13 protein-coding genes are annotated in these 13,531 nt (G+C 66.2%); 7 read left to right on the top strand and 6 right to left on the bottom strand.

The features are described from left to right. The first annotated feature begins 107 nt into the window (after window positions 1-107). From V9K97_RS26990 to V9K97_RS26970, 5 genes are all read left to right on the top strand, one after another. Window positions 108-929 carry an ABC transporter permease gene (locus tag V9K97_RS26990; RefSeq protein ID WP_337321900.1) on the top strand — a complete coding sequence of 274 codons (822 nt, stop codon included), beginning with the start codon at window positions 108-110 and terminating at the stop codon, window positions 927-929. A gap of 15 nt (window positions 930-944) precedes the next feature. After that, a complete protein-coding gene (locus V9K97_RS26985) occupies window positions 945-1,748 on the top strand; it encodes an ABC transporter permease (RefSeq protein ID WP_337321899.1) in 804 nt (267 codons plus the stop codon). Continuing rightward, complete coding sequence (locus tag V9K97_RS26980; RefSeq protein WP_337321898.1) at window positions 1,738-2,799, top strand: ABC transporter ATP-binding protein; 1,062 nt, start codon at window positions 1,738-1,740, stop codon at window positions 2,797-2,799. The genes V9K97_RS26985 and V9K97_RS26980 overlap by 11 nt, the downstream gene beginning before the upstream one ends. Continuing rightward, window positions 2,796-3,656: a phosphodiesterase gene (locus V9K97_RS26975; RefSeq protein WP_337321897.1), complete on the top strand. Its 861-nt coding sequence runs from the start codon at window positions 2,796-2,798 to the stop codon at window positions 3,654-3,656. The genes V9K97_RS26980 and V9K97_RS26975 overlap by 4 nt, the downstream gene beginning before the upstream one ends. A gap of 66 nt (window positions 3,657-3,722) precedes the next feature. Beyond that, window positions 3,723-5,384, top strand: coding sequence for a Na/Pi cotransporter family protein (locus V9K97_RS26970; protein WP_337297800.1), 1,662 nt, complete (start codon window positions 3,723-3,725; stop codon window positions 5,382-5,384). A 61-nt stretch (window positions 5,385-5,445) separates the two neighbouring features. Here the strand turns inward: V9K97_RS26970 and V9K97_RS26965 are convergent, their stop codons facing one another. Next, complete coding sequence (locus V9K97_RS26965) at window positions 5,446-5,856, bottom strand: response regulator (protein WP_337309564.1); 411 nt, start codon at window positions 5,854-5,856, stop codon at window positions 5,446-5,448. A gap of 130 nt (window positions 5,857-5,986) precedes the next feature. Further along, entirely contained in the window at window positions 5,987-6,970 is a 984-nt protein-coding gene (locus V9K97_RS26960; protein WP_337321901.1) for a quinone oxidoreductase family protein, read from the bottom strand. 102 nt (window positions 6,971-7,072) lie between these two features. On the opposite strand from V9K97_RS26960, the gene V9K97_RS26955 reads away from it, so the two are divergent. Next, window positions 7,073-7,981, top strand: coding sequence for a DMT family transporter (locus tag V9K97_RS26955; protein ID WP_337321896.1), 909 nt, complete (start codon window positions 7,073-7,075; stop codon window positions 7,979-7,981). Window positions 7,982-7,996: 15 nt separating this feature from the next. On the opposite strand, the gene V9K97_RS26950 is transcribed toward V9K97_RS26955, so the two are convergent. Genes V9K97_RS26950 through V9K97_RS26935 form a run of 4 tightly spaced genes read right to left on the bottom strand, consistent with a single transcriptional unit; the run spans window position 7,997 to window position 12,392 of the window. Then, window positions 7,997-8,791 carry an SDR family oxidoreductase gene (locus V9K97_RS26950; protein WP_337321895.1) on the bottom strand — a complete coding sequence of 265 codons (795 nt, stop codon included), beginning with the start codon at window positions 8,789-8,791 and terminating at the stop codon, window positions 7,997-7,999. A 26-nt stretch (window positions 8,792-8,817) separates the two neighbouring features. Continuing rightward, window positions 8,818-9,765, bottom strand: coding sequence for a DMT family transporter (locus V9K97_RS26945; RefSeq protein WP_337321894.1), 948 nt, complete (start codon window positions 9,763-9,765; stop codon window positions 8,818-8,820). A 21-nt stretch (window positions 9,766-9,786) separates the two neighbouring features. After that, window positions 9,787-11,400, bottom strand: coding sequence for a gamma-glutamyltransferase family protein (locus V9K97_RS26940; protein ID WP_337321893.1), 1,614 nt, complete (start codon window positions 11,398-11,400; stop codon window positions 9,787-9,789). Window positions 11,401-11,414: 14 nt separating this feature from the next. Further along, a complete protein-coding gene (locus V9K97_RS26935) occupies window positions 11,415-12,392 on the bottom strand; it encodes a Bug family tripartite tricarboxylate transporter substrate binding protein (protein WP_337321892.1) in 978 nt (325 codons plus the stop codon). 97 nt (window positions 12,393-12,489) lie between these two features. On the opposite strand from V9K97_RS26935, the gene V9K97_RS26930 reads away from it, so the two are divergent. Continuing rightward, window positions 12,490-13,416, top strand: a complete 927-nt coding sequence (locus tag V9K97_RS26930; protein ID WP_337321891.1) for a LysR family transcriptional regulator — start codon at window positions 12,490-12,492, stop codon at window positions 13,414-13,416. The last annotated feature ends 115 nt before the right edge of the window (window positions 13,417-13,531 follow it).

Below are 13,531 nucleotides of genomic sequence, written 5' to 3'. Positions count from 1 at the left end.
GGAGGAGGGGCGCAGCCCCGGGGGACATTCGCGGAGGGGAGTACCCGGTGGCCTTTGCACGCGCCCTGAACAACAGCACCCCGCAACACAGCGCGAAAAAAACTGAGATGAAGCAACCCAACGCCTGGAACCCACGCTGGCGCCTGCTGGCCTGCGCAGCCCCCGCAGCCGTGTTCTTCGCTGCCTTCTGGCTGCTGCCGGTGGTCCGCCTGCTCACGCTGCCCGCGACCAAGGGCTGGTCCACCTACTTCGCGGTGCTGACAGATTCGCGCTACCTGCAGAGCATGGTCAACACTGTGGCGTTGTCGGTGGCCGTGACACTTGCGACACTGGTGCTCGGCGCAGCCGTGGGCATCTACCTCGCGCGCCATTCCTTCACCGGCAAACGCATGCTGCTGTCGCTGCTCACGCTGCCTCTCTCCTTTCCGGGCGTGATCATCGGCTTCTTCGTCATCCTGCTCGGCGGGCGGCAAGGGCTGGTGGCCGACATCGGCGACAGCCTCTTCGGTGAACGCATCACCTTTGCATATGGCCTGCTCGGCCTGTTCCTGGCCTACCTGTACTTTTCGCTGCCACGCGCCATTGCCACCTATGCCGCAGCGGCCGAGGCCATGAACGTGCAGCTTGAAGAAGCCGCACGCTCGCTCGGTGCCTCGCGCCTGCGCGTGGCGCGCGATGTGTGGATGCCCGAGCTTGCCCCCACCACGCTGGCCTGCGGCGCCATTCTTTTCGCCACTTCGATGGGCGCCTTCGGCACCGCCTTCACGCTCGCCAGCAAGTTCGAGGTGATCCCCATCACCATCTACAACGAGTTCACCAACTACGCCAACTTTGCACTCGCCGCATCGCTTTCGATTGCGCTGGGCCTCGTTACCTGGCTGGTGCTGTTCGTGGCGCGGCGCTTCGGCGCCAACCCCGTCGCACGCTGAATCGAGGAAACGCTCATGCGAAAGAAGAACACGCAACCCAAGGCGCCCTTCCTGCTGGCCATCACAGTGCTCGTGAGCATCTTCATGATCGCGCCGATGCTGCTGTCCGTCATGGCTGGCCTGGTCAACAACTACAGCGCGGGCCTGAAGAGCGGGCTCACGCTGCGCTGGCTCGGCGAGGTATGGGAGAACTACGGCGGCACCGTGGGTTGGTCGCTCGCACTGGCGCTGGCCTGCGTGGTCGGCACCGTGCTGCTGGGCGTGCCCTGCGCCTACGCGCTGGCGCGCAGCCGTTCACGCGCTGCGCACATCTTCGAAGAGTTGCTGACGCTGCCCGTCGCGGTGCCGGGCCTCGCGACCGCGCTGGCGCTGATACTCGCCTACGGCCAACTCACGGCCTTCCGCCAGAGCTTCGCCTTCATTCTCGTGGGCCACATGGTGTTCACTCTGCCGTTCATGGTGCGCACCGTGAGCTCGGCCTTCCAGCGCGACGACCTGCTCGCGCTCGAGGAAGCCGCCCGTTCGCTGGGCGCGAACTTCCGCCAGCGCTTCATGGGCATCCTCGTACCCGCCGTGTTCCCCGCCATCGTGGCCGGCAGCCTCATGGTGTTCACGCTCTCGGTGGGCGAGTTCAACCTAACCTGGATGCTGCACACGCCGCTCACGCGCACCCTGCCCGTAGGCCTGGCCGACAGCTATGCCTCGATGCGCATCGAGATCGGGTCGGCCTACACGCTGGTCTTCTTCGCCGTCATTCTTCCGGTGCTGTGGGGGCTGCAGTACCTTGCCAACCTGATTCAGAAACGCCATGGAACTTGAACGCATTCCTGTCGACATCGCGAACTGCGCGAAGACCTACGCGGACGGCACGCGCGGCCTGCTGCCGACCGACCTGCACGTGGAAGCGGGCGAAGTGCTTGCACTGCTCGGCCCCTCCGGCTGCGGCAAGACCACACTATTGCGGCTGATTGCAGGGCTCGAGGCACCCGACGAAGGCAGCCGCATCGTGTTCGGTGGGCAAGACGTCACGCAGCGCCCGGTGGAACATCGCGGCGTGGGCATGGTGTTCCAGAGCTACGCGCTCTTTCCGCAGATGACGGTGGCCGCCAACATTGGCTACGGCCTTCGCATCCGCGGCGTGGCGCCCGAAGAAGAAAAGCGCGCCGTGGGCGAACTGGTCGACCTGACGCGGCTCGGCGGGCTTGAGAACAAGCGCCCTGCCGAGCTCTCGGGCGGCCAGCGCCAGCGCGTGGCACTGGCGCGCGCGGTTGCCGTGCGCCCGCGCGTGCTGCTGCTCGACGAGCCGCTGGCCGCGCTCGACGCCAAGCTCAAGGAGTCGCTGCGCGACGAACTCGCAGAACTGCTGCGCCGCCTGCACATCACGGCCATTCACGTCACTCACGACCAGCAGGAGGCGATGGCCATTGCCAACCGGCTCGCAGTGATGAGCGCCGGGCGCATCGTGCAGATCGGCCGCGGCGAAGAGCTGTACCGCGCGCCGTCACACCCCTTCGTGGCGGAGTTCCTGGGCCGGGTGAACCGGCTCACGCGCGAGCCCGACGCCATTGCGCAAGGCGTTGTCCGACTCGGCGGAAGCACGCTGCCTTGCCCGCCCGCCTGGCGCGACCATGCGATGCTCCTGGTGCGACCCGAAGACGTGGAGGTGAGCGCGCCGCAGCCCGGCTGGGGGCTTGCCGCCGTCGAACGCCGCACCTTTCTCGGCGACCGCGTGCAGCTGCAGCTGCGCACGCAGGACCAGTCCTTGCTGGTAGCCGATGTAGGCCGCGACACGCCTTTCGGCCCGGGTGATCCGGTCGGCCTTCGCATCCAGCCCGATCGCCTGATGACGTCGCAGGAAACCAGCGCATGAACACGGCAACGACACAAGACACCACCTTCCTGGCGCAGCTGACGGACCTGCATATCCGCGAGCCCGGCCGCCTGGCGTACGGCCGCATCGACACCGCGCCCTACCTGGAGCGCGCGGTGCAATCGGTGCTGCGCCTGCCGCAATTGCCCGACGCGGTGGTGATTACGGGCGACCTGAGCGACTTCGGCCGCGCGGCCGAATACGAGCACCTGGCGCGTCTTCTGGCACCGCTGACCATGCCGGTGTATCTGATGCCCGGAAACCATGACGACCGCGACCAGCTGCGCCGCAGCTTTCCGGGCCACGGCTACCTGGCGGCGGGCGTGGGCTCCGCCGGCTTTGTCCAATACTCGGTGCGCGTGGGCGCGCTGCGCCTGCTGACGCTCGACACCTGCGTGCCGGGCGAGAGCCATGGCGCCCTCTGCAACGAACGGCTGGCGTGGCTGGAGCAACAGCTCGACGCCTGCCGGGGCGAGCCCGTGGTCATTGCCATGCACCACCCCCCCTTCCAGACGCTGATCGGCCACATGGACGAGATTGGCCTGCTGCAAGGCGCCGAGGCACTAGAAGCGCTGGTCGCGCGGCACCCCAACGTCGAACGCGTGATCTGCGGCCATCTGCACCGCGCCATCGACGCGCGCTTCGGCGGCACCATTGCATCCACTTCGCCCGCACCGGCCCACCAGGTCTGCCTGGACCTGGCGCCCGACGCGGCCTCTGCGTGGACGCTGGAGCCGCCGGGTTTCCGGGTTCACGCCTGGTCTGCGCGCGGCAGGCGGCTGGTCACCCATTTGGCGGCTTCCGGCACATTCGAGGGCCCTTTTCCTTTCCACGACAACGGAGCACTGATCGATTGAGCCCATAGTGTGGAAAATGGGGCTGAAGAAAACGAACCAAAACGAAAAGGATAGAAACCGGCACCCATGAAGCATCTTCTGAACCTGCTCGCCGCCGTCGCACTGCTGGTGTGGGGCACGCACCTCGTTCGAACGGGCGTGCTGCGCGTGTTCGGGGCCAACCTGCGCAAGATCCTCGTGCAGAGCATGCGCAACCGCTTCACCGCCGCGCTGTCGGGCATCGGTGTGACCGCGCTGGTGCAATCGAGCACGGCCACGTCGCTGATGACTTCGTCCTTCGTGGGGCAGGGCCTGGTCACGCTGCCGGCGGCGCTGGCTGTGATGCGCGGGGCGGACGTCGGCACGGCGCTCATCTCGGTGCTGTTCTCGGCAGACCTTTCGTGGCTGTCGCCGATGTTCATCTTCGTGGGCGTGGTGCTGTTCATTTCGCGCTCGGCCAGCGTGGCGGGCCGCGTGGGCCGGGTGCTCATCGGCTTGGGGCTGATGCTGCTGGCGCTGCAGCTGGTGGTGGAAGCCACCGAGCCGCTCTTCTCGGCCCCGGCCGTGCGGGCGCTGCTGGCCTCACTCAGCAGCGACGTGCTGCTCGAAATCACCATTGGCGCCGCGCTCGCCATCGTGGCGTATTCCAGCCTGGCCGTGGTGCTGCTGGTGGCGGCCATGGCAAGCTCCAACGTGGTTCCGCTCGACGTGGCGCTGGGGCTGGTGCTCGGCGCCAACCTCGGCAGCGGCTTGCTGGCCGTGCTGACCACCGCCAAGTCGGCCATACCGGTGCGGCAGGTCACGGTGGGCAACCTGCTGTTCAAGGCGCTCGGCGTGGCGATCGTCGCGCCCTTCGTCGGGCTCTGGCTGCGCTACGTGCAGCCGCAAGTGCCCAACGCGACCCACGGGGTGGTGCTGTTTCACCTGGCGTTCAACGTGATCATCAGCGTGGGGTTCATCGGCCTCACGCAGTGGGTGGCAACGCTGGTCACCAAGATGCTGCCGGTGCCGCAGCAGCCGGCCACTTCCACGCGGCCGCACCACCTCGACCCCTCGGCGCTTTCAACGCCTTCGCTGGCCATTTCGAATGCGGCGCGCGAGGCGCTGCACCAGGCCGACATCGTCGAGACCATGCTCATCGGCACGCTCGACGTGATCCGCCACAACGACCTGCGCCTGTCGCAGGAACTGCGGCAGCTCGACGACACGGTGGACGAGCTTTACTCGGCCATCAAGTACTACATGACGCGCATCTCGCGCGAGGCACTGGGCGAAGAAGAAAGCCGGCGCTGGACCGACATCATCAGCTTCACCATCAACATGGAGCAGATCGGCGACATCATCGAGCGCGTGATCATCGACATCGAGGACAAGAAGATCAAGCCGCAGCGCAACTTCTCGGCCGCCGGCATGGCGGAAATCGTGGAACTGCACGGCCGGCTGGTGGCCAACCTGCGGCTGAGCATGAGCGTGTTTTTGAACGGCAATGTGCGCGACGCGCAAAAGCTGCTGGAAGAAAAAGCCCGCTTCCGCGACCTTGAACGGGCCTATGCCACCACCCACCTCGATCGCCTGTCCGACCGCACCACGCTGAGCATCGAGACCAGTTCGCTGCACATCGACCTGATCAGCGACCTGAAGCGCATCAACTCGCACATCTGCTCCATCGCCTACCCGATCCTCGAGTCGGCGGGCGCGCTGGCACCGAGCCGGCTGCGTGAATCGCGGCTGGGAAAGATCGAGGGCTGAGTCGCTTACGCGGAGGGCGCGGCCTGCAAGCCTGCAGATGCAGCAGGCTGCAAGGTAAGCATCAGTGCGCCGCCGAGAGCGGCGAACGCATGAACTGCTCCTGCCGGCGGCGCAGGCAGAAGTCGATCAGGTCGTCGATCTCCGTGGCTTTATCGAACACCGCATCGGCGCCGAGCTGTGTGCACTTGCGGCGCATTTCAGGGGTGAGATGGTTGCTGAGCACCACCATCTTCTGCGCCGGCTCACGGTTGCGGCAGGCCTCGAGCACGCTGAAGCCCGTGCCGTCCTTCAGGAACAGGTCGACGATGGCAAGGTCCCATTGCGCGAGGTTGCTCGTCAGCCAACGCGTACCCTCCCGCTCCGATTCCGCCTGGCCCACCGGGTCGACCCTGGCCACTTCGCGCAAGGTGCCCAACAGGTTTTCGCGGATGGTGGGGTTGTCCTCGACAACAAAGGTTCTAACGGTGTCCATGGTGGCGGCGTCCTCGAGCTTTGTAGCAGGCTACAAATTGCGCCCGGCACAAGACGAAGGCATGACACCCCATCGAGGGTAGGACAAGGCTGGCCCGTCGCCGGGCCGGCCGTGGCCCACTATCAGAGCCTCAAAGCGTGAGGATCGTGCAGCCGGTGGTCTTGCGCGCTTCGAGGTCGCGGTGCGCCTGCTGCGCGTCGGCCAATGCGTAGCGCTGGTCGATCGGGATCTTGACCGCACCGCTCTGCACCACCGCGAACAGGTCGTCCGCCATGGCCTGCGTGCTCTCGCGCGTGGAAATGTGCGTGAACAGCGTCGGGCGCGTCACGTAGAGCGAGCCCTTCGATGCCAGCGTGCCAAGGCTGATCGGCGGCACGGGGCCCGAGCCGTTGCCGAATATCGCCAACAGGCCGAACGGGCGCAGGCATTCGATCGAGGCCTCCCAGGTGTCCTTGCCGACCGAGTCGTACACCACCTTCACGCCCTTGCCGCCGGTGATCTCCTTCACCCGCGCAGCGAAGTTCTCGGTACTGTAGTTGATGGCATGCGCCGCGCCATGCTCGAGCGCGAGCTTGCACTTGGCGTCGCTGCCGGCCGTGCCGATCAGCTGCAGGCCCAGTGCCTTGGCCCATTGGCAGGCGATGAGCCCGACCCCGCCGGCCGCGGCATGGAACAGCACGAAGTCGCCCGGCTGCAAGCCTTCCGCCGGCAGCGTCTTCTTCAGCAGGTACTGCGCCGTGAGGCCCTTGAGCATCATGGCCGCGCCGGTCTCGAACGAAATGGCCTCGGGCAGCTTGCAGACGCACTTGGCCGGCATCACGCGCAGCTCGCTGTAGGCCCCCGGGGGCTGGCTCGCATAGGCGGCGCGGTCGCCCGCCTTGAGGTGCGTGACGCCCTCGCCCACCGCCTCGACCACGCCCGAGGCTTCCATGCCCAGCTGCAAGGGCATCTGGAAAGGGTAGAGGCCGCTGCGCTGATAGGTGTCGATGAAGTTCAGGCCCACGGCCTTGTGGCGGATGCGTATTTCGCCGGGCCCCGGCTCGCCGACCTCCACGTCGACGATCTTCAGTTCTTCGGGACCGCCGTGGCGGTCGATACGAACGGCTTTGCTCATCATCTTTGCAGTCTCCAAGGCTCGCGAAAAAGAAGACGCGCATCGTGCCACGTTTGGCCTTTCCGCGGCGGCCGCGGGCAATGCCCGGTAGAGTCGGCGGCCATGCAGATCCAGCAGCGCCTCACACCGACGACCGTCTTCCTGCTCACCGTGCCGCCGCTGCTGTGGGCCGGCAATGCGGTGGTCGGCCGCATGGTGCGCGAGCTGGTGTCGCCGCTCACGCTGAACTTCGTGCGCTGGGTCATCGCCTTCGTGCTGTTGCTGCCGCTTGCATGGCCCGTGCTGCGCCCCGGGAGCCGGATGTGGGCGCACTGGAAGCGCTATGCGGTGCTGGGGCTGCTCGGCATCGGCTGCTACAACGCCTTTCAGTACCTGGCGCTGCAGACCTCTACGCCAATCAACGTCACGCTGGTCGGCTCCAGCCTGCCGCTGTGGATGCTCGCGACCGGCGCTGTTTTCTTCGGCGCCCGCGTCAGCGGCCGCGAGATCGGCGGATCGGTGCTTTCGATGCTTGGCGTGCTGCTGGTGCTGAGCCGGGGTGAATGGCGGCAGTTGCTTGCGCTGCGCCTGGTGCCGGGCGACCTGTACATGATCCTGGGCACCATTGCCTGGGCGTTCTACAGCTGGATACTGGCCCGCACGCGGGAGCCGCAAGCCGTGCGGCAAGACTGGGCCGCGTTTCTCATGGCACAAATGGTGTTCGGCCTTGCATGGTCGGGCGCGTTCGCGGCCGGCGAGTGGACGCTGGCGGACGCGCGCATCGTGCCGGGCTGGCCCCTGTTCGCCGCCCTCGCCTTCATCGGTATCGGGCCCGCCGTACTGGCCTACCGCTGCTGGGGCAGCGGCGTGCAGCATGCCGGGCCACAGGCGGCGAGCTTCTTCATGAACCTCACGCCGCTGTTCGCCGCGCTGTTGTCCGCGGCGTTCCTCGGCGAACCGCCGCACTGGTACCACGGTGCGGCCTTCTTGCTGATCGTGGGCGGCATCGTGGTCTCATCGTCTAAACGTTGAGACCACGAGGCGGGCTCAGTAAGTGCCGGGGTAGGCGCCGCCGTCGGCCAGCACGTTCTGTCCCGTCATGTAGCCGGCCTGCATGCTGCAGAGAAAGGCGCAGATGGCGCCAAACTCGGCCGGCGTGCCGAAGCGCTTGGCCGGGATGTTCTTCTTGCGGGCTTCCCACACGGTGTCGAAGTCCTGGCCCGTCTTCTGGGCCGTGCCGGCCATCGTGCCCTTGAGGCGGTCTGTGTCGAACGAGCCGGGCAGCAGGTTGTTGATGGTCACGCCCTGCGCCGCAATGGCCGTGCGCGCCACGCCGGCCACAAAGCCCGTGAGGCCGCTGCGCGCGCCGTTCGAAAGGCCCAGGATGTCGATGGGCGACTTCACCGAGCTGGAGGTGATGTTGACGATGCGCCCGAAGCCGCGCTTGGCCATGCCGTCGACCGTGGCCTTGATGAGTTCGATGGGCGTGAGCATGTTGGCGTCGACCGCCTTGATCCAGGCCTCGCGGTCCCAGTTGCGGAAGTCGCCGGGGGGCGGGCCACCGGCGTTGGTCACGACGATGTCGAAGTCATGGCCGAGCGCGAACACGGCAGCGCGGCCGGCGTCGGTGGTGATGTCCGCCGCCACATGCTTGACGAAAGGCACGGGCGAGCCGGCTGCCGCCGCAGCCAGCTTTGCGGCCGCCGCCTCGAGCGCCTCGGCGCCGCGGGCCACGATCACCACGTTCACGCCTTCGCGCACCAGCGCTTCGGCGCAGCCGTAGCCAAGCCCCTTGCTCGCGCCGCAAACCAGCGCGGTCTTGCCTGCAATGCCCAGATCCATGTTTTTTCTCCTGTACTGCAGGGGCGCTAGCGCCCCGTGCGTGTGAAAACGAAGATGCCCGCAATCACGAGCACCGTGCCGGCCGCGATCCACGCGGTGAACGGCTCGCCGAGTATGACCACCCCCATGAGGATGGTCGAAAGAGGCCCGATCATGCCGGTTTGCGCGGCCATGGCCGGACCGATGCGCTCAATGGCCATCATGACCATCAGGACAGGCACCGCCGTGCACAGCGTGGCGTTGAGCACCGAGAGCCAGATGACTTCAGGCGCCACCTGCATCGCAACACTCATCGGCCGCATGAGCACGAACTGCAGGATGCACAGCACGCAGGCCACGGTAGTGGCCAGACCCACGAGCCGGAGCGAGCCGAGCCGCTTGACGAACTCACCGCTGTAGACGAGATAGCCCGCATAACTCACCGCGCTCAGGAACACCAGAAACGCGCCCCAGGCCGCCGCCCCGCCACCCTTGCCGCCACCCCCGGTCCAGAGCTCGTGCCCGAAGACCAGCAGCACGCCGGCATAGCTCACGATCATGCCCAGCACCTGCGGCCGCGTTGCGCGCCGCCGGTACAGGAGCCAGCCGAACAGCAGCACCAGCGTGGGGTTGAGATAGAGAATCAGCCGCTCGAAGCTGGCCGAGATGTATGCGAGCCCCGCAAAGTCGAGAAAGCTCGCGAGGTAGTAGCCCGAGAAGCCGAGCCCGATCACGCCAAGCCAATCGCGAAACGTGAGCGCAGGCTTGCCGCGCCCTGCCCACCACGCCATGACAGCAAAGAGGGGCAGCGCGAACAGCATGCGCAGCATGATCAGCGTGATGGCGTCCACGCCATGCCGGTAGGCCAGCTTGACGATGATCGCCTTGCCGCTGAACGCGATGGCGCCCAGCGAAGCGAGGATGAGGCCGGGCGCAATGCTCTTTGCGCCGCCATGTGCGGAGGGAATGCCGGTCTGTACGGCGGACTTGGTCATCCCTCGATCATCGCGCGGTCTTCAATAGCCTGCAGCCACGCCGTCGCGGCGCGGATCGCTGGCGGCCACATAGCCTTCAACCGACGGATCGCCCGCGCGCCAGATGAACTGGCCGGCGCCAAAGTCCTGGTACGAGTCGTTGATCACGTCGAGGTGGTGGCCAAGATCGCGCAGGCCCTGCACGGTGTTGGGGTTCATCGCAGCCTCGACGTTGATTTCGAGCCCCGCGTTGAATCGCCAGCGCGGCGCGTCGCAGGCGGCCTGCGGGTTCTGCTTGTAGTCGAGCATGCGCACCAGCGTTTGCATGTGGCCCTGCGGCTGCATGTTGCCGCCCATCACGCCAAAGCTCATCACCGGCTGGCCGTCCTTGGTAAGGAAGGCTGGAATGATGGTGTGGAAGGGCCGCTTGCCCGGTGCGACGACGTTAGGGCTTTCAGCCTTGAGGCTGAAGCCGTGGCCGCGGTTCTGCAGGCTGATGCCGAACTTGGGCTCTACGCAACCCGAGCCGAAGCCCATGTAGTTGCTTTGGATGAAGCTCACCATCATGCCGCTCTCGTCAGCGGCCGTGAGGTAGATGGTGCCGCCCTTCACGGGGTTACCGGCCTTGAAGTCCTGCGCCTTTTTCACGTCGATGAGTCTCGCACGCGATGCGAGGTAGGCGTCATCGAGCATTTGCGCGGGGGTCACCGTCATCGACGATGGCTCCGACACGTAGCGGTACACGTCGGCAAAGGCGAGCTTCATCGCCTCGATCTGCAGGTGCTGCGAAGCGACCGAGTCGACCGGCAGCGAAGCGATGTCGAACTTCTCGAGAATGCCGAGCGCGATCAGCGCCGCAATGCCCTGGCCATTGGGCGGAATCTCGTGCAGCGTGTGGCCGCGGTAGTCGCGCGAAATCGGCTTGACCCACTCAGGCTGGTAGGCCGAGAGGTCGGCCACCGTGAGCGCGCCGCCCTGCTCCTTCGAAAACCTGGCGAGCGCTTCAGCGATTTCGCCGCTGTAGTAGGCCTCGCCCTTGGTGCGGGCAATGGCCTTGAGAGCGCGCGCAGCCGCGGGAAAACGAAACAGCTCGCCGATCTCGGGTGCACGGCCCCAAGGCAGAAAGCTTTGCGCGAAGCCCGGCTGCGACTCGAGCAGCGAGGTGGCCGCCAGCCACTTGCCTTGCACCACCGGCGGTACCAGGTAGCCGCGCTCCGCGATGTCGATGGCCGGCGCCATCAGGTCGGCGAAGGGCAGCTTGCCGAAGCGGTCGCTCAGCGCCACCCAGCTGCGCACGGCGCCCGGCACCGTGACCGAATCGATGCCGCGCATGGGCGGCGTTGCGGCATCGGCGCCGTACTTGGCCTTGAAGTATTCAGGCGTCCAGGCCTTGGGTGCGGGACCGGAGCCGTTCAGGCCATGCAGTTCCTTGCCGTCCCACAAGATGCAGAACGCGTCGCTGCCAAGGCCGTTGCTCACCGGCTCGACCAGCGTCATCACGGCCGCCGTGGCAACGGCCGCATCGACGGCGTTGCCGCCCTGCTGGAGCATGCGCAGCCCGGCTTGCGACGCCAGCGGGTGCGAGGTCGACACCACGTTGCGCGCGAAGATCGGAATGCGGGTGGAGAGATAGGGATTGTTGAAATCGAAGTTCATGTCGGTTTGTCTCGTTACTCGTTGGTGATCTTGCGTTCGACCACGATCTTTTTCCACTTGGCCGCATCGGTGGCCACCATCTTCGCGAACTGCTCGGGCGTTCCGGCAGTGGCGGGTTCGATGCCCAAGCGCGAAAGCTTGTCCTTCACCTCGGGGTCGGCCAGCGCTTCGTTGGCCGCCTTATTGACGCGCGCCACGATGTCCGCCGATAAACCCTTCGGTCCATAGAAGCCGAACCAGGTATTCGATTCATAGCCCGGCAGCGTGTCGGCAATGGGCGGCAGCTCCGGCGCGAGCGGGCTGCGCTTGAGCGTGGTAACGCCGAGCGCACGCAGGCGTCCGTCGCGCACGTGCGGCATGCCCGTAGGCAGCGAGTCGAACAGTACGTCGATCTTGCCGCTGATCAGGTCGGGAATGGCAAGCGCCGTGCCCTTGTAGGGAATGTGCGTGACGAACACGCCGGCCTGCGCCTTGAAGAGCTCCGCCGTGAGCTGCACGATGGTGCCGTTGCCGCTGGAGGCGTAGTTGAGCTTGCCGGGGTTCTTCTTTGCATGGTCGATCCATTCGCGCACCGTTTTCGCGGGCGAATTGACCGGCACCAGCATGATGCTGGGCGCATCGCCCACATGCGCGATGGGCGAGAAATCGCGCACCGTGTCGTAAGGCAGCTTGCTGGTGATGGCCGGGCCGATCGAGTGCGTGCTGGTGGTGGCCAGCAGCAGCGTGTAGCCATCGGCCGGCGCCTTGGCAACCAGGTCGGAACCGATGGCACCGCCGGCCCCCGGCTTGTTGTCGATGATCAGCGTGGTGCCGAGCTTGTCGCCCATCTTCTGCCCGAGCGTGCGGGCAAAGAGATCGGTGGCGCCGCCCGCGGGGAACGGCACGACGAGCCGCACCGGCTTGTTGGGATAGCTCTGGGCGAAGCTGGCTGTGCTCGATGCAGCCAGGCAGAGCGCTGCGGCAACCCCTTGAAGGAACTGGATTCGTTTCATGGTGCTGGATTCTGGCTCGATAGGAAAACCTTGCATGCTATGCAGCCGCCGCGCATCAAGCCAGATAATCCACTTTATTCAACTATGAATGGGGTTTATGGCAAAGAACGCCTCGGATGAGGTTTCGCTGCAGCAATTGCGGGCGTTGGCGGCAGTGGCCGAAACGGGCAGCTTTACCCTCGCGGCGGAAACCCTGCAGCTGACGCAGCCCGCAATCAGCCACCTGGTCAAGCGCATGGAAGAAGAACTCGGCCAACCGTTGGTGGTGCGGGGCCGCCGCATCCAGCTGACGAGTGCGGGCCAGGTGATGGTCGAAACCGCGGTGCGCGCGCTGCGGCTCATTGATGAGTCGGTAGACGCCTGCCGTTCGCAGTCGCAGTTGCGCGAAGGCCGCGTGGTGCTGGCGGTGGGCCACCTCACGGCCGGCGCCCTGCTGCCGCCGATGCTCGGCCGCTTTTCGCAGAAGCACCCCACGCTGGCCACCACGCTGCTCGACAGCACCGCCGAGCAGATGATTTCGCGCCTGCTTTCGCAGGAGGCCGACCTGGGCTTCGGCTCGGACATCGGGCAGAAGCACTCGGAGCTGGCCACCGAACCGTTGTTCACGGAACGCATGGCGCTTTTCGTGCGCGAGGACCATCCGCTGGCGCAGCGCGTAGTGGTTGACGCCAGGCACCTGGAGGCGCTGCCTTTCATCCACGTCAACCCGGACGCCAATGTGTGGCGATCGGTCAGCCGCCAACTGTCGAGCGTGGCGAATGTGTACCCGCAGGTGGCACACCACGTATCGATGCTGTCGACGGCTTTCGGCCTGATCCAGGCAGGTGCCGGGGTGGCGCTGTTGCCGCGCTATGTCGAAGTGTTGATGCCGGGCAACCTGCGTGCGGTGGCAGTCACACGCCCCACGCTCGAATACCCGGTGGTCGCGGTACGACTGGCCAAGCACCCGCTCAGCCCTGCCGCGCTAGCTTTCCTGGCCATGGCTCGGCAGCATATGAAACCACCGCGGGCTGGCAAGCCGTAGGTTTTGTTAATTCGTGTCGCGGCGCGATCAGCGTCGACGTTCAGGGCGGCGCACCCGCCGACGGGGTACCTTGCTCCGCGAATGTCCCCCGGCCTGCGGCCTCCTCCTTTATTTC

Origin of the sequence: Variovorax sp. CCNWLW186 (assembly GCF_037203865.1) — a bacterium.
Classification (GTDB): Bacteria; Pseudomonadota; Gammaproteobacteria; order Burkholderiales; family Burkholderiaceae_C; genus Variovorax.
This window is presented reverse-complemented; position numbering and strand designations above follow the sequence as displayed.